Below are 16367 nucleotides of genomic sequence, written 5' to 3'. Positions count from 1 at the left end.
GGGGATGAAATATTGCCTGTTTATATACGGTAGGGCACTACACCGTGAATATTGCCGCCCGGGGCATAGTTGCAGGTCACGATGGTTCGGTAGCGGCCTTTTTCACAGCGGTAGACTCCACAGCCGACCGCGCGCGGTACCTTCTTGCCGTTTTCAATCGTATCGATCGTATTCCAGATTAGCTGGCTGTAATGGCCGGTCTTCATCACCTTAAAGGGTTGGTAGCGATAGTCCCTCGCTTCTGTTGCCCAGGCGGCGACGGCGCGGGTGAGGGCGTCGGTGTCGGAAAGTGACTCGCTGGCGAAATAGAGGTTTTCTCCCACCCAGGGGTGCGCCGGGTTGCCGCCGTTGGCGATAAAGTGCGCGCGCCGCTGGTCATTGTGCCCTCGCCGCCCGCTGCACTGGGTAGCGGACCACTGGTAAGCGGTGCGCGCGAGTGCCCGGTCGTAGACCAGCATGGCCACTGGCGGGCTGGGTTGTGGGCTGTTGGGAAGGCGTCCGGCGTTCAGGTCTTTGCGCACCTGGTTGTGCAGGTCCAGCGCCAGGCATTCCCCTGGCGCACCGCATTCAGGCTCGCTGGCAGCTGAGGTGTGAGCGCTCAGACAGATGGCGATTGCCATTAAACCTGCCCGTATGCTGAATGAGGTTTTCACAGGATCGTCCTCCCGGTGGAATTGGCCATTTGGCAAATGGTATTGCCGTACATGGCCGGATCCACGTTCACAAGGACTTCAAGTAGCCGCTGCCACCAAGCTGGCGTACCTGTCGGTTGATGGTCTGGCCGCGAACATGCGCCGGGGGCCAGGTAATGCAGTGGCCAGTAATCAGCGAAGTTAAATGTATGTTCGTTTTCCTGTCATAACTTTTCCCTAGGCTGAGTGGTCAAACTCAATTACCAGGGGGGATCAGGGGATGCGCCAATTTACCCGACGCAATTTCATCCAGACCGCACTCGCGGCTGCCGGCGGCGTGGCCGTCTCCACACCATTGCAGGCCATGACCCGGCCGCAATTGCCCTCCGAGGTGGCGTTCGAGCACGGCGTAGCCAGTGGCGACCCGCAGCAGGACGCGGTGATCCTGTGGACCCGCGCGACACCGGCAGCGGGCACTGAGCCCACCGGGCCGACGCGGGTGACCTGGGAGCTCTCCAGCGATCTTGAATTCAGCGAGATCGTCCGCCGCGGTGGCGCGGAAACCGATCTCGCGCGGGATTACACGGTCAAGGTCGACGTGCAGGGACTGCAGCCAAACACTGCGTATTACTACCGCTTTATTGGCGCCAGCGAGCAGAGCCCGGTAGGGCGCACCAAGACATTGCCGGAAGCGGGCATAGAACAGCTGAAGCTCGCGGTATTCTCCTGCTCCAACTACCCGGCGGGTTATTTCAATGCGTATCAGCTGGCCGCCGACCGGGGCGATTGGGATGCGGTGTTGCATCTCGGTGATTACATCTACGAGTACGAACAGGGTGGTTACGCTACAGAGCGCTCTGCGGAAATTGACCGCGCGCTGCCGGAAGATAACCGCGGCGAACTCTATACCCTCACCGATTACCGCAAGCGCTACGCCCTCTACCGCACGGACCAGGGATTACAGGCACTGCACGCCGCTGCGCCGTTTATTGCGGTGTGGGACGACCACGAAATCGCGAACGATACCTGGAAGGCCGGCGCGCAGAATCACAGTGCTGACGAAGGTGACTTCTTTGCCCGCCGCGTCGCCGCCGTGCAGGCCTATTACGAGTGGCTGCCGATCCGCCCGCCCATGGGCGAGCGCAATCCACAGATCTACCGCAGCTTCAGTTTCGGCGACCTGCTGGACCTGCATATGCTGGATACCCGGGTGGTTGGTCGCGATCAGCAAATTGATTTCCAGAGCTTTATGGACCGCGAAGGCAATTTCGACGGTCATGCCTTCTCTGCCGCCCTGGCAGATCCCGCCCGTTCGCTGCTGGGCAAACCGCAACTGCAGTGGCTACAGGAAACCCTCAGCGCGTCCACCGGCCACTGGCAATTACTGGGTCAGCAGGTGTTGATGGGCAAGATGTTGCTGCCGACAGAAATGATGAACAGCTTTCACCGGGGCGGTAGTCCGGACCTCACCGCAGAATTGATCGGTCTCAAGGCGGCCAGTTTGCAGGGCAAGCCGATCACTGACCAACAGCGCGCACGCCTGGAAAAGGTAGTGCCCTACAACCTCGATGCCTGGGATGGCTATGCGGTAGAGCGCGAAGCTGTGTACGAACAGGTAAAAGGTCTGGGCAAAAACCTGGTGGTGGTGGCGGGGGATACCCACAACGCCTGGTACTCCCACCTGCACGACGTCAGGGGAGACATGGTGGGGGTGGAGTTCGCGACCCCGAGTGTGACCTCGCCGGGTATGGAAACCTATCTGAAGCTGAACGGGAAAGCCGCGACCGAGCTGGCTGCGGGCATGCCGGTACTGGTGGACGAGCTGCAATACTGCAACCTGCACCAGCGTGGCTATATGGCGCTGACCTTCCGTCGCGATGGGGTGGAAGCCGAGTGGAACTTTGTGGATAACATCGACAGCCCCGAGTTTGTTGCCGTGGATAGCCACCGCATCGTGCATCGCCTGGTGTGAATTGGCTGGTGTGAATTCGGTGGGTGCAGTAAAAGTGACGCAATTTCGACCGCGGCCACGAGATGGACGCGGTTGCTGGGCTGCGTCGGGATATCCAGTAGATATGCACAGGTCTGTCCCGAGAAGCTGTGGGCAAAAAACTTGTGGATAAAGTGTTTTTGCCCAATCGGTTTTGGCAGTCTGTGAATAAGTAAGCCAGTGCATAGATGCGCTGGCTTACTGTTACCGGTTTCGCTCTGGCTCGGGATCAAAACGCCCCGAAGCGCTTGCTGAACTCCAGGCTCAAGGTACGCGGCGCACCCTGGATATAGGTGGGGTAGCCGAAGGAAGAACCGGTATTGCCCGCATCCATGATGTACTCCTCGTCCAGCAGATTGCTGGCTGCCAGGGTCAGTGCCCAGTTGCGGTCGCTGGCGGCGATACCGGCGCGCAGGTTGAGCAGGTCTACCGCGTCTTCCTCAAACTGGTTGGCGATGTCGAAGTACACCGAAGAGCGATAACTCCAGCTGCCGCTGCTGGTAAACAGCAGGCTGTTGCTGATGGCTGTTTCATAGAGATAGCTGAGGGCACCGGTCAGCTCCGGCTGCAGGCGGAACTGGTTGCCGGCGTAGGTACCGTTGCCGGAATCATCGTCGATACCCGCATCGATGTAGGCCATATTCGCCAGCAGCTGCAGGTTTTCCGTGGCACTCCAGCGCAGTTCCGCCTCGAGGCCGGTGTTGGTGGCAGAACCGGCATTTTCCGTGCGGGTCTGGCCGCTGTCCTGGTCGACCACATTCACCTGGAAGTTATCGTAGTTCTGGTAGAAGGCGGCCACCGCATAATCCAGTGGTGTGCCCGCGAGGCGGCCCTTGATACCCAGTTCGTAGTTGTCGATCTCTTCCGCCGGAATCAGGTTTTCGAGTCCGGACGACATGTCGATCACCTCCGAGCGCTCACCTTTGGAGAGGGTGCCGTACAGGTTCACGTTGTCGTTCAGGGTATACAGCAGGTTGAAGCGCGGCAGCACTGCGGAATTATCGGAGTCCCCGCGGATCATCTCGCCGTCGGTGTTGAGGGCCAGGCCAAAGAACAGGTCAGTCATCATCCCCTGGGAAGCCCGGATCTGGGAAACCGGCAGGGCACTGGTGTAACTGGATTCACGCTTCTCGCGCACCAGACGGGCGCCCACGGTGGCTTCCAGTTGCGGGGTCACTTGGTAAGAGACATCGACAAACAGATTGAGGCTGCTGTTGTCGGCGCCGTTAGCGTAATAGCTTTCGTAGGCCAGCGCAGTGAGGGTGCCGCCAGTCAGCAGCGCGGTGCTGTCTGCGTTGCAACCCGTAATACCGATACCCGAGAGCGCACCCGCGCAGCTGAGGAAAGTCCCCTCTTCGGTGGCAAAGCCGACAAACTGCGTCGCGTCTTCCTCGAAATAGCTCGCACCCACAAAGCCATTGATACGCTCGCCGCTGAAGTTCAGGCGCAGCTCGTGGCTGGACTGGTCGCCGCTGGCCAGTTCGGAAAAGTTCAGCATCTCGAAACCGGTGCCGTCCGCATCAAAGGCTTCCAGAGAATCGTGTTCCCGCTGCGCGCCGATATAGGTGAGCGACAGCTCGTTGCCCAGTTCCCAGCTCAGGGTCGCATTGAAATCCTTCACCGTGCGCTCCACGCCGATATCGTTCATGCCCAGCACATTGTTGTCCGGTACGCTCAGCGCGGCGTTATCGGTAAACAGAACGTCCTGGCTGACAAAAGCCGTGCCCGGGTCACTGGCCTTGTCGTAGTTGTAGACAAGGTCGATGGTGAGGTCGTCGCTGGGGGTGAATCGCAGACTGGGACGAATGGCCTCGCGCTCGTAGCCGTTCAGGTCCGCCTCGCCGCTGGTGTTTTCCACATAGCCCGCGCGCTCGCGGGTGACGAACGCCAGGCGGCCCTGAACGGTTTCATTGCCGCCGGTCAGCATCCCCTCCAGCTTGCGCAGTTCGAAATTGCCGGCGCCCACGGTTAGAGACGAGGCAAATTCCTGCTGCGGCCTGGCGGTAATAAAGCTCATCGCACCGATGGAAGCGGCCGTACCGAACAGGGTGGCCTGTGGGCCCTTCACCACCTCGATGCGCTCCATGTCGTACACCTCGAAATAGGAAGTGCGCGAGCGGGAAACATCGGTGCCGTTCAGGTACACCGACACCCGCGCCGCCCCCGGCGCGCTGCCGTCGTCGGAGGTGATACCGCGGATCACATAACCGTTGTTGTTCACGCTCTGCTGCTGCACCACAAGACCCGGAACCAGGTCAGACAGGCTGTCGAAGCGATCGATACCCAGTTCATTCAGGGTATCGCCATCCAGGCTGCTGACGGTCAGCGGCACATCCTGGATCGCCTGTGTGCGCTTCTGCGCCGTGACGATCACTTCCTCCAGTTGTGTGTTTTGCTGTGCCTGAGCCTGCAGGGCGAAAGCGGAAATAACACAGGCCAGGGTGGAAAGAGGAAAATTCGGTTTCTTGTTTCGGTTCATGGGGACTCCAGCGCTTTTCTGAGTAGATATATGTGCTGGATGCTAGCGATGAACTAATACGGTGTTATTACCGAATGGCGACAGCCGCTGCTGATCGCCCTCTGGCGAACCGGCGACACAGTATTTCTGCTGGAAGGCGAGGGGTGGGCGTCAAGTGGCGAACGCTGCAACGCGCTCGATTACCCAGAAAGCACTGACCGCGCCGATGGTATAGGGCGGAATTTTACGTGCACTGATGGGCCAGTGCGTTTTGTATCGGAGTATGTAAATCAGCAGCAGGACGGCGCCGACAAACACCAGTTGCCCCAATTCCACCCCGATATTGAATGCCGCCAGCGCCAGTGGGATATCTGCCTGAGGCAAGCCGATTTCGGTTAGCGCGCCGGCAAAACCAAAGCCGTGGAGCAGGCCAAAGGTAAACGCTACCAGCCACGGCATCTGCCCGGTCAGCGTTTTCTGGCCATTGATGCCGCGCAGTATTTCCAGCGCCAGGTACAGGATACTGAGTGCAATAATGGCCTCCACCGGCGGAGCGGGCACTCTCACGTAGCCGAGAGTTGCGAGCCCGAGCGTGATGCTGTGGGCGAGGGTGAAGGCGGTTATGGTTTTGACGATACTGGCGAATCCACGGGTCAGCATGATCAGCGCCAGCACAAACAGCAGGTGGTCGATACCGAGCCATATATGCTCCATACCGAGCGCAGTGTAAGTATTCACTATCTGCCATTTGCCCGGGGCGCGCGGGATGGCGATCTGGTTGGCGGAGGGGCGCAGGAGGAAGGTCTGCTGTTCTCCATTAAGCGTTCTCAGGTTCACCAGTACATCAATTGTGGTCTGGGTGAGGTTGCGGATGCTGAGCGTTGTGCCCGGAAGCCCGCCCTGTCCGCTTAACCGATAGTGGTACACCACATAGCCATCGAGCAGGGTTTCACGGCCCCCTTTCAGCTCAAAGCCGTCAGCGAAACGTGGCTGGATGTCTACCGCCGACATGCCGCGGCGCGGCACCTTCCATAGTAGACCGTAGCTGTGTGTCGCCGTTTCCTCGATCTGCAGATAGGCGGGCCGGATTTCATGGGCGTTACTGGCGACGGCCAACCCGAGCCAGGTGAGGGCGAGCAGGCCAGCGAGTATGTTTTTCATGGCTCGGCGAAAGTGACTGGTTTGCTTGCTGGGGTGTTGATTGCGGAAGTCGTGGTTACCGGCTTGAGATTGCCGGGTATCCGTTCCGCTGTGATTTCTACCTGGTAGCCAGCGAGTAACTCGTTGAAGACGCGGTCCTGGGCTTCCAGTCCCGACTCGTATTCGTACTGGCGCGCTACGAAGTCTTTTACCTGCGCGAATTGAGGCATTGCCGGCGGCTGGTTGGTTTCGATATACACCAGGTGCCAGCCGAATCCGGAGCGGATTGGCCCGGACCATTTGCCCACAGGCAAGTTAGCCAGTGCCGATGCGAAGTCTCCGCCGAACGCGCTGTCGAGTTCACTGAGTGACGTCAACGGCCAGTGGTTGTCGAGCGAGAGCTTGTTTATGCGGCTTTCAGGAAAATCGGCGCCGTCGCGCAGGGAAGACAGCTGTGCCTGCACCTGTACGGTGTCCATTTCCTGCGGCAGAAACAGCACCTGTTGTAGGGCAAAGGACTGTGGCAGTGTGAACAGGTCCTCGTGGCTCAGGAAGTATTCCCGGAGCCGCTCATCGGTGGGCGGTTGCATCAGGTTGCCCAGATCGATGGCAACCGCTTCCATTTTTTGCGCGAGACGTTTCTTGATGATCTGATCGTTGTGATCCAGATTCATACGCAGGGCTTCGCGATAGAACACTTCCTGGCGCAGGTGGCGATCGATGATTGCCTGCAACTCACCGGCATCGGGTTCCCGCTTCCACTGCAGTTTCCACAGGCTGATCAGGTGATCGAGCTCCTGCTGGTCGATGACAATACGATTATCCGCATTTGCACTTTCGCTGTCGGGCGCATTTCTGTTTATCCAGGTGTATGCGGCAAAAATGACCGCACCAAGCGCGACGAAGTGAATAAATGGCTCGCGGAGCAATCGCAGGAGCATGGGCAATTATTATTCCTCGCGCTCGACTATTTTGGCTCGTGCCAGATGGGTGAACCCCAGGCCCGTTCGACAATCTGTTTCTGCACACGCTCCGGGAATTTCACACCTTTGCGGATTTCATCGTACAGTGACCAGCGCGCGGTCGGCAGTTGCAGGACGCGCACATAATAGTAAGCGTGCTGCTTGGGATCGTAGTCCGGGTCGGTCCATATGCCCATAAGCTCAGGGCTGCCTTTTTGCGTATTGAACTGGCCGGTTTTCAGGTTGATGGGCGCATCAATGGGGGTGACGCTGCCGTCATTCTGCAGGCGCTCGCCGGACGCGACCACATTGTAGATGGTGTCCTTCATCTCGCCATCTTCCACCCAGCCCTTGATGATCTGGATGCGATCCAGGTTCGGGCCGATGGGGTCTTTTACCGCCCACACCAGAATCTGCGGCGCCTTGTCGCCAGTGTAATCACCGCCCATGGGCACACCCTTGGCGTAGCCATCCTTCACCAGTTTCTCATAGGAGTTGTAGCTGGGCGCAAATCCCTGGCCGGCAAAGGCGCGCACTTTCATTCGCGGACCACTGGTGGCAAAGGTTTCTTTCGCCAGCATGCCATCCCAGATGGCGCCGCGGGTATTGGATGTGGCCCAGACGCCGGCAATGGCGCCGGGATTGAGATCGGCCACCAACATTTCCCCTTCGAGTACATTGTTGGCGCGATCTTCCGCGGTGCGATCGGCCAGTCCGTGGCTCCCCACGGAGTAATTGTCCTCCGCGACGTTGCTGGGAGTGCCATTGTGGCTGTCGGTGCCGCCGACAAATCCGTACTTGAATGGGTTGGTACCGAGATCTTGCTTGTATTTGAGACCGCGGGTGAGGCCGTAGCGCACGAAGTTCTCTTTCTTGAATTTGCGGTCGTTGTAGTCCTGCAGGGTAACCGCATTTTCAAAGTTGGCGAATTCGTCGTTGGGCCAGAAATTGGGCACAACTTCCGAGTTACCCTTGATCTGCATCATTTCGATCAACGGTTCCATACTGGCCCGGGTTTCTACATAGTTCTTGGTGATGGGCTTTCCAGCGAGGGTGGTTTCGGTGAAAAGCAGCCCCTTGCTTTCGTTCGAGTTGTGTGGGACGGCGAACACCTTCTTGCCTTCATCCCGCTGGGCTTGCATCCACTTCCAAAGTTGTTCCGGGTCGGGTCCGTCGTTGGCGGAAAATGGCATATCCGGAACATTGCTGTCGCGGAAGAAAACGTTTCGATGCAAATTGCCCCCACCGGGCGCCGAGGTCCATTCATAGGCGTGGATGGTGGTGAACTTGCCAGGTTGATAGTGTTTTTCGGTCGCTTCGATATTTTTTTTCCAGCTGGATTTGATGGCTTCCACACCCTGGAAAAAGGGCGGGTGTGGATCTTTCCCTGTGGCGAGTGGCGTCAGTACATATTTCGCATACAGGCCAAGGGCGGTTTTCAAATCTGTCGCTTCGCGAAACTGCTTGGCCACCGGATCGTCGTAGCCCGGCGCGCCCGGATTCATCAGGCTGTAGGCCTCACCAATAAATTCGGCGTGGTCGGTGACGGCACAGAAATCCAGCGGGCGCTGGATTTTGTGCATGCTGCCATTGACCTTCATCTCTTCACCCCTGGCAAAACGGTAGGCGTCATCCGGTGTCAGCCTGGTGCCGGCAATAAAAGCATCCATGGAAACACCGGTGTGCACGTGAGTTTCGCCGAAGTAGGCATCCTTGAGCGGGTTTTGTTTGACACCGGCGGGCGTTTCGGCAAAGGCGGCGTGCGAGCCAAAACCGAGAACGGCGAATAACGTGGCGCAATACAGCGCGGGCAAACTGGAACTGTGCACAATCAGACACCTGTGATCTTTGGTACAGGGAAGAATAGTTGGTGCGAGACGGAGTGCGTTGCATTGGGCGCCTTGCGCCCGGAGCTGTAGTAGTTATTCGGCATTCACTGGCAGGGAATTGTGTAACCCGCGGTCAGAAGTCCAGAAGGCGCTCAACGCCCGTTTACCAGAACGCTATGCTGTTTTTGTGTCGTGTAGACCAGGCCATATACATGGTTGTGCATTGTCGCGCGCATTTTTTTGCACGTTAAGGCGCCGTTGCAATTTGGAAAAAATCAGGGACAGATTTGTGATGAAACGAAGTATTGCCGATAAAAAAGCCACACCTGTGCGCACGGGTGTGGCTTTTTTAACGGTCGCTTACAGGGTCTTGAGATATTCAATAATTGCCAGCCGCTCGTGGTCGGTCAGCACACTGTTGAACTCGTGGCCTTCATTGCCATGGCTGAACAGCAGGGTGTTGTAGATCTTGCGATCTTCCATCTGTCGCATGGTCAGCGTCGGCGGGAAGAAAACATTCCAGGTCAAAATCAGATTTCCGTAAATGTCATCCAGAATCTCCTGCGCCAGCGGCGTTGCATGCTTGTCGTTGGGGTCGCAGGTGCGGAACGGTGATACCGACGGATTCCAGAACGAGCGCCACTCGCAGTCGATGGCATCGTACTTCCAGCCCATTTTGGTTGCGTCATAGGCGGTATCCAGTTTGGTGTCGTAACCCATCAGTACGTTGCCATTGTTGTACCAGGGGTTGGACAGCTTATTGTTGGATTGCCGGCGCCACAGCGGTTCGCGCTCCGACGGTTTGAGAATTTCCCACACGTTCGGAATCGAGCCGTTGTGCATGTACGGCGCGCTCGCCCACACCCCGTAGAGCGGTGGTGCCAGGTAACCCAGCTCGCGATCGCCACGCAGGCGCTCCTGGTTCTGCGGGCCACAATCCTGGTCCGTGCCCTTGGTGGGCGGATAGCCGAAGAAATTCACCGAGCCAGCGCGCTGCATACCCTCGTTGTTGGTTTTCCAGCGCACCGCATCGGTACCGATGATTTCCTGCGGAACAATGTAGGAGGCCATGCCTTCCAGTACCGGACTGGCGAGGTATTCGGGGTCGTTCACGTAGCGCGGTGCATAGGCGCCGTGACAGCCGGCGCAGCTGCCGTTGCCCTCGGGGCGGCGCACTGTGTTGTTGCGCTCCGGTGCCCACATATCCAGCTCGTGGAACAGCACCGCACCTTCCTCCGCCAGCGCGGTATCGATAGTGCCGGGATATTTCGGTGCCTTGAGGGTTTCGATCCAGGCATTGATGGGCGGGCCATTGTCGCGCATGTATTTCTGGCCGGCGTCGCTCAGAGGACCGAGGATCTCGCCGAACAGGCCGAAGAAGGGGGTGTAGAACACCTGGTCGATACGCGGTGCATCCGCCGGGAACATGCCATCGACAAACTTCACCGGGCGGTGCCCCAGATTCCACCACGCCGGGGTATCCATACTGGCGGTGGAGCCGGAGGTGATCAGGTCCACTGCATCCCGAGCGGAATAGAGACCCTGGTCCGGGAAGAGAAACGCCAGATTCACATCGCTGGCATTGTTGGTGCCGCGGGTGTGGCTCAGGTTGGCGAGGGTAGCCACGGAGGCGAGGTAGCCCTGAGGCAGCCCGTCGCGCAGGAACAGGTCCAGGTCCGCCAGCGAGCTGCCGCCACCGAGAGTCGGTTTACCGTCCACCGCACCACTGTGGCAAGCATGGCAGGTCACGCCAATGCGGCCGGTCCAGGTGCCGTCGGGATAGCGCATTTGTGTAAACATCAGCGGTAACTGGCCGGAGCCGCCGTTGGTGAGATTGGGGTTTTCCCCTTTCAGTGGGTAGGGATTGCGCTCTGCCGGTAACACCGAGCCGTAACGCTCGGCCACCAACTGGTCAAAGTTAGTGGGTTTCGATACGTAGCCGCCCCAGGATTTCCACAGGTCGTTGTACTGGCTCGGTAGCAGCGTCGAAATACCCAGCGCGGCTTCGATGGTGTAAGGATCGGTACCCGCAAACAGCGCGCCGACACCCGGTGAGCCGCCAGTCAGCAGGCGCTCGCCCCGGTCGAAGCGCTCGCGCAATTCACCACAGGTAGTGGCGGCACCCACTTCGCGCACCGCTTCCGGGTCCAAGTGGCAGTTCTTGTAATAGGCATTGAAGTGCACTGCGCGGCCATCGCTGATGCCTTCCTGCACCAGTGCGCGGGGATCTTCAGGCAGCTCGGCCTCATCCGGTTTGCCATAACAGAAATCCCATACTGCCCAGCCCCCATTGCTGCTACCGAGCAGCGCATTGGGATCGTAATCGGCGGGGCGGTTGTACACACCGTGTGGTGTGGAATACGCGCTGGGGTCGTAGTAGGGATCTTCATACTCTGTATCTGTACCGGTATAGGCAACAGATTCTAAGGAACAACAGGTGAGAATCGATGAGAACAGGGCTGTTTTTATCGAGGCTGTATACGTGCGCGGGTACCCCGCGATTATTCTACTGATTGGCTCCAACATGGCATTTGGCTCTCCTTTTTCATCGCTTTTAAATTGGCAGGTCTACCACCGAATTCAGGAACTGCCATGGATCGCCGCCGCGGATGCGTCGGCAAAAAAATGTTTGTGGACGGATTGTCATTTTTATAATTGGAGCTGTGCTGACAGTATTCCGTTTCGTGGCGGGGGGCTTCGTCGGAATGGACGAATTGGCCTGGGGTGTGATGATTTTGGGAAGAAAACTGCGACGGGCGGCCCATGGACAGGGGCATATCGGCTGGAAACTACACTCTCTTCTGCTGGAAGCATTCGTTGTCAGATGCCGTCATTATTTGCATTTTCCCGCCACACCAAGGATAACTGCCGGCACTTTAGGGGCCGCGGTAGTCGGACTGCTTGATAAAGAGGTAATCAGGGTTCACGGATGGAAGAATTTTCCAAGGCCTCATCACTGGTGATGTTTGATGAGGCCTGTCGCGAAGTGGGGCTCGACCCGCGGGGAATGCTGCAACGGGCAGGTCTCCCCGGCGACACCCTCACGCATCCGGACAACATGATTTCTTTCCAGCGCATGGCAATGCTACTGGACGATTGTGCGCGAGAATCCGGTCACCCACTGTTCGGACTGGAGCTGGGGCTGCGCCAGGGCACCGCGGTTTTTGGTCAGCTCCTGTATCTGGTGAAGAACGCCAATACCGTGGGAGAATCCCTGGCCGAGCTTGCGCGCTACTATCACCTGCACTCCAGCAGCGGTGCCGTGCAGATGGAAGTCCACAACCGGCTGGTCATTCTCGACTACACCCCGGTTCTCCGCGAAGGCATCCCCTCCCGACAGGTCATTGAGCACGGTGTGGCAGTGGGCTGGCAGTTGTTGAAAATGTTGTTGGGACGCCATTGGGCCCCGCGGGCGCTCTACCTGCAGACTGCCGCTGGAGCCCCCGCGCGCACTTACGCGCGACTATTGAATATTACGCCCGACTTCAACAGCGACAGAAACGCCTGGGTTTTTGATGCAGCCCTGCTGGAAGCGCCGCTGAGCGATGCCGATCCGGCCCTTCACGCCCTGATGCAGGCGCATATCGATAAACTGGATGAGCTTGCCCCAAAGGAATTGCCCGCGTTCGTCGGCCAACTGCTGCGCAGCCTGCTGCCGAACGGCAAGGTTTCTCTCAATTATGTCGCCAATTACATGATGCTCGGCACACGCTCCCTGCAGCGAATGCTGATGGAAGAGGGCACGAGTTTTCAGGCGCTGCTGAACGAAACCCGCCAGGCCGAGGCCACCCGCTACCTGAAAGAGTCCGATATCAGTCTGACCCAGCTGGCGGGACTGCTCGGCTACGCCGATCTGGCGACATTTTCCAAAGCCTTCCAGCGCTGGTTTGGCATGAGCCCCCGTCAATGGCGTGAAGCCAACAGCAAGTCCACCGGAGCCAAAAAGCCGGTGCGCGAGCGCCGGCGTCCATCCTGGCTGCGTTAGCGCTGCACGGCAAAAAACGGCCCACTCGAAAACAATCAGCTTGGCGTGAATTGACAAATTATTTGCGCAATATGACAAATGCGCACCATGGCTTTGTGAGGACAATGCGGCAAACCATTGACCCGGCTCCTATAGTGCCGCGGGCAGTGGCAAGACGATCTAATCTATTGCCAAGCAGTCCAGCAAAGAGTGTTGTATGACCTATAAAGCTATTCAACTGACCAAGCGCCCGAGCGGCGATATCACATCGGATATCTTCGAAACCGTAGAACTGGAAACCCCGGCACTGGAAGAAGGCCAGTTCCTGGTCAAGCAGACCTACATGTCCCTGGATCCCGCCATGCGCACCTGGCTCAACGCACGGGAAGACAGCTACATTCCGCCGGTGCAGATCGGCGAAGTGATGCGCTCCTACGGTGTGGGTGAAGTGGTCGAGTCCCGCAATGCCGCGTACCCGGTAGGGGCGCGGGTCATCGGCACCACCGGCTGGGCGGAATACGTGCTCGGCAATGAGGAGATGCAGGTGGTCGATGCCTCCCTCGACCCGGAAGCGCTGCTGTCCGTATTCTTCGTCACCGGCATGACGGCTTATATCGGCCTGATCAAGATCGGCCGCCCGCAGGCAGGAGAAACCATCCTGATCAGCGGCGCCGCGGGCTCCGTCGGTTCACTGGTGGGCCAGATCGCCAAGGCGGAAGGACTGCGTGTTGTAGGCACCGCGGGCAGCGACGAAAAGTGCCGCTGGCTGGAAGAGGAACTGGGCTTCGACAAGGCCATCAACTACAAGTCCAACGACCTCGCCGCCGAGCTCGACGCTGCCTGCCCGAACGGCATCGACCTGTTCTTCGAAAACACCGGCGGCCCGATTCAGCAGCTCGCCTACGAGCGTATGAACCGCTTCGGTCGCATCATCCTGTGCGGTATGATTTCCGAGTACAACCTGGAAAAACCCGCACCGGGCCCGAACTGGATGGACATCAATCTCAAAGGACTGCGAATTGAAGGTTTCGTAGTGCCGGATCATCTGGACAAAGCCCAGGAAGCCACCGAGGCCCTGACCCGGTATGTTCAGAACGGACAGATCCGTTACCGTACCCACGTTCTTGAGGGTCTGGAAAGCGCTATCGACGGCATCAACCTGCTGTTTGGTGGCGGCAACCAGGGCAAGCTGCTGGTCAAGCTCTGAAAACTGAGAGCGATTAGCTCTTTGGTACTAAAGCCCTGCCGATTGGTGGGGCTTTTTTTTTTGCGGCAAATATATTGGTATCCCGTAAAAGCCGCGAATGTCAGGCGCGAATCGCTGAATGAATGCGCCGAAGGCTTCTATTTACTGGATGTGAACGGTAAGTCGTTGACTTTATTGATGTGTCTAATAATCTCAAGCGACCGATGTTTATTCAGGCGACTTAAGCTTTTGGCTTGTTAATACTGGTTCAAGATAGATATAGGATCGGTAAGGGGTTGTTTTTAAAAAGTTTTGTCCTTGATCTCAAATTTCGCCACCGGTAAATAGTAGCCAAGTTGATAGTGAGCCGGAGGGACTTTAATAAATTGTTATCTTTAATAAGGAGTCATCGTTCAGTGAAATATTTGGTCGTTTTACTTACATTCGTTTCTTTGTATGGACATGGTGCGAACAATAGTATCCCGGAAGAGTACTGGGGTACTTGGGATAGACATTGTGAGTACGGCAAAGCGGCCACAGACTCAATCGTGCACATTCGTGAAAATGTAATTTACGGCTACGAAGAAAAAATGGATCTTCTGAAAGTCACCTTGCCGGAAGAAAATAAAATAGAAATTGAATATATCTTTATCTACGATGGTGTTGAGTATACGGGCTCATATAAATGGGAGCTCCGAGGGCAGTCGCTTGTTAGCATTCATCCGAAAACAGGCAGCGAGTGGTTGATTCATAGGTGCGAAACCTACAAGCCATAAGTAGGAAAAGATAACAAGGCCGAGCGACAAGGCTAGGAACCTAACTCGCTTTTACACGCGCCGCCATCTAACTGAGAGAAGTCGTTTTTCACCAAATGACTTCGAGTGTAAAATCAATTGCTAACTATTAGGTGCGTGCGAAAGCGGGTTAAGTCACGTTGAAATATGAGTCTGTATGAATTGACCCGGAGTGCAATCAGTCTTGCGCCGGCAATGGTGCTGGCGATTTCCTTTATTTTCCTCCGTCAATATACGTGGTATTTTCGGCTTGGATTGCTGTTCTTTGGCGGCTGGATATTGATTGCCGGATCAACCTATATTTTCTGGACCTATTCGATCAATTATGCCCCCGATCAAGAAATTTTAGCGGAGCTCTCCCGGCGAGACGGTGCCCCCCGGCTGTTAGGAGTATTGTTTGGTTGGGCCTATGCAATCGTTGTTTACTTTATTCTTGAAAGTTTCAGGTTGCTCTTTATTGGCCTGAGGTCAATCAATCAGGAAAAATAATATGTAGAGTTCATTTTATTTTTATGAGTAAGACCGCATAGGTATCAGTAGTAACAGGAGTGTAAGTATGAATGATCAATCCCAGATGTTACCCATTTTGTTGTTACTTCTCGGTGTGTTTCCACTAATGGCTTTTTCCTATGCGATTGGCGTAAAAAAGAAATATGATCTGATAGCGGGCTGGAAAGAAAGTGGAATGAGGGAAATTCCCGAGTTGGCCGTCAAAATCGGAAGATCGTCGTTCATTGCAGGAATGACAATCGCTGTGGCAGCCGCTGGTAGCTATTTCGGGTTTCTCAGCGACGGCTGGATAGCTGTAATTTGCGTGGCATCCTGCCTTTATGTTGCGATCCAGTCAATATATGCCAGCGTCAACGTTTGAAATAGTAGAGGCATATATAGAGTGTAGTAGCGTATAAACTTGGGGGGAGGAGCACATAGTTACGAGTGCACCCCGAGGTCAGTGTCGGGCTGTAGATAGCGACACCCAAATCCAACCAAAAAAAGGAGGAAGAGTTATGAATAGTGAACTTTATTACTTGACGCTCGTTACCATCTTTACGGCTGTGTTGTGGGCTCCGTACATTCTTAACCGGTTTGCTGTCTGGGGGTTGTTCGACACGGTGGGTTATCCCGCTGCCCCCAAACCTCAGTCGCCGTGGGCGGTCCGCCTGCAAAAAGCACATGTTAATGCCATAGAGAACCTGGTGATCTTTGCCATTTTGGTTCTTATTGCACAGGCCGCTGGTATCAGTAACTCCGTAACCGTAACGGCATGCGTTGTGTATTTCTGGGCGCGGGTGGTGCATGCCATTTCCTACGCCCTCGGAATCCCGTGGGTTCGTACCTTGGCGTTCATTGCGGGATTTTTTGCACAGGTTGCGGTGGCTTGGCAGTTGCTTACTTCGATGTAGGTTGCGGAT

The 16367-nt window shown here is 56.7% G+C and carries 13 protein-coding genes; 7 read left to right on the top strand and 6 right to left on the bottom strand.

The genetic code is table 11. The annotated features are described in order from the left end of the window. Window positions 1-20: 20 nt before the first annotated feature. Window positions 21-620: a CAP domain-containing protein gene (locus tag PVT68_RS10470; protein WP_280317802.1), complete on the bottom strand. Its 600-nt coding sequence runs from the start codon at window positions 618-620 to the stop codon at window positions 21-23. A gap of 292 nt (window positions 621-912) precedes the next feature. Here PVT68_RS10470 and PVT68_RS10465 point away from each other — a divergent pair, with 292 nt between their 5' ends. Further along, the gene (locus PVT68_RS10465; protein ID WP_280317800.1) at window positions 913-2604 is read left to right on the top strand and encodes an alkaline phosphatase D family protein; all 1692 of its coding nucleotides are present in this window, start codon (window positions 913-915) and stop codon (window positions 2602-2604) included. A gap of 247 nt (window positions 2605-2851) precedes the next feature. Here PVT68_RS10465 and PVT68_RS10460 read toward each other — a convergent pair whose 3' ends face one another. The 5 genes from PVT68_RS10460 to roxB form a co-directional block, all read right to left on the bottom strand. Then, window positions 2852-5101: a TonB-dependent receptor gene (locus PVT68_RS10460; RefSeq protein ID WP_280317799.1), complete on the bottom strand. Its 2250-nt coding sequence runs from the start codon at window positions 5099-5101 to the stop codon at window positions 2852-2854. Between the two features lie 150 nt (window positions 5102-5251). Then, window positions 5252-6241, bottom strand: a complete 990-nt coding sequence (locus PVT68_RS10455; protein ID WP_280317797.1) for a HupE/UreJ family protein — start codon at window positions 6239-6241, stop codon at window positions 5252-5254. Further along, window positions 6238-7161 (bottom strand): peptidyl-prolyl cis-trans isomerase, encoded by a 924-nt coding sequence (locus PVT68_RS10450; protein WP_280317795.1) that lies wholly within the window; start codon window positions 7159-7161, stop codon window positions 6238-6240. The genes PVT68_RS10455 and PVT68_RS10450 overlap by 4 nt, the downstream gene beginning before the upstream one ends. A gap of 26 nt (window positions 7162-7187) precedes the next feature. After that, window positions 7188-9011, bottom strand: coding sequence for a DUF3604 domain-containing protein (locus PVT68_RS10445; protein ID WP_280317794.1), 1824 nt, complete (start codon window positions 9009-9011; stop codon window positions 7188-7190). A 360-nt stretch (window positions 9012-9371) separates the two neighbouring features. Next, a complete protein-coding gene (gene roxB / locus PVT68_RS10440; protein WP_280317792.1) occupies window positions 9372-11354 on the bottom strand; it encodes a rubber dioxygenase RoxB in 1983 nt (660 codons plus the stop codon). A 586-nt stretch (window positions 11355-11940) separates the two neighbouring features. Here roxB and PVT68_RS10435 point away from each other — a divergent pair. The 6 genes from PVT68_RS10435 to PVT68_RS10410 all read left to right on the top strand — a co-directional run bounded on the left by PVT68_RS10435 (window position 11941) and on the right by PVT68_RS10410 (window position 16358). Next, a complete protein-coding gene (locus tag PVT68_RS10435; RefSeq protein ID WP_280317791.1) occupies window positions 11941-12996 on the top strand; it encodes an AraC family transcriptional regulator in 1056 nt (351 codons plus the stop codon). 196 nt (window positions 12997-13192) lie between these two features. Continuing rightward, complete coding sequence (locus PVT68_RS10430) at window positions 13193-14182, top strand: NADP-dependent oxidoreductase (protein ID WP_280317789.1); 990 nt, start codon at window positions 13193-13195, stop codon at window positions 14180-14182. A 395-nt stretch (window positions 14183-14577) separates the two neighbouring features. After that, window positions 14578-14937 (top strand): hypothetical protein, encoded by a 360-nt coding sequence (locus tag PVT68_RS10425; RefSeq protein ID WP_280317787.1) that lies wholly within the window; start codon window positions 14578-14580, stop codon window positions 14935-14937. 165 nt (window positions 14938-15102) lie between these two features. Further along, window positions 15103-15444 (top strand): hypothetical protein, encoded by a 342-nt coding sequence (locus PVT68_RS10420; RefSeq protein ID WP_280317784.1) that lies wholly within the window; start codon window positions 15103-15105, stop codon window positions 15442-15444. Window positions 15445-15511: 67 nt separating this feature from the next. Beyond that, window positions 15512-15826: a hypothetical protein gene (locus PVT68_RS10415; RefSeq protein ID WP_280317782.1), complete on the top strand. Its 315-nt coding sequence runs from the start codon at window positions 15512-15514 to the stop codon at window positions 15824-15826. 136 nt (window positions 15827-15962) lie between these two features. Then, entirely contained in the window at window positions 15963-16358 is a 396-nt protein-coding gene (locus tag PVT68_RS10410; RefSeq protein WP_280317780.1) for an MAPEG family protein, read from the top strand. The last annotated feature ends 9 nt before the right edge of the window (window positions 16359-16367 follow it).

This window comes from Microbulbifer bruguierae, assembly GCF_029869925.1.
GTDB classification, from domain to species: domain Bacteria; phylum Pseudomonadota; class Gammaproteobacteria; order Pseudomonadales; family Cellvibrionaceae; genus Microbulbifer; species Microbulbifer bruguierae.
The sequence above is the reverse complement of the archived record's forward strand: the minus strand, read 5'-3'. Positions and strand labels throughout refer to the sequence as shown.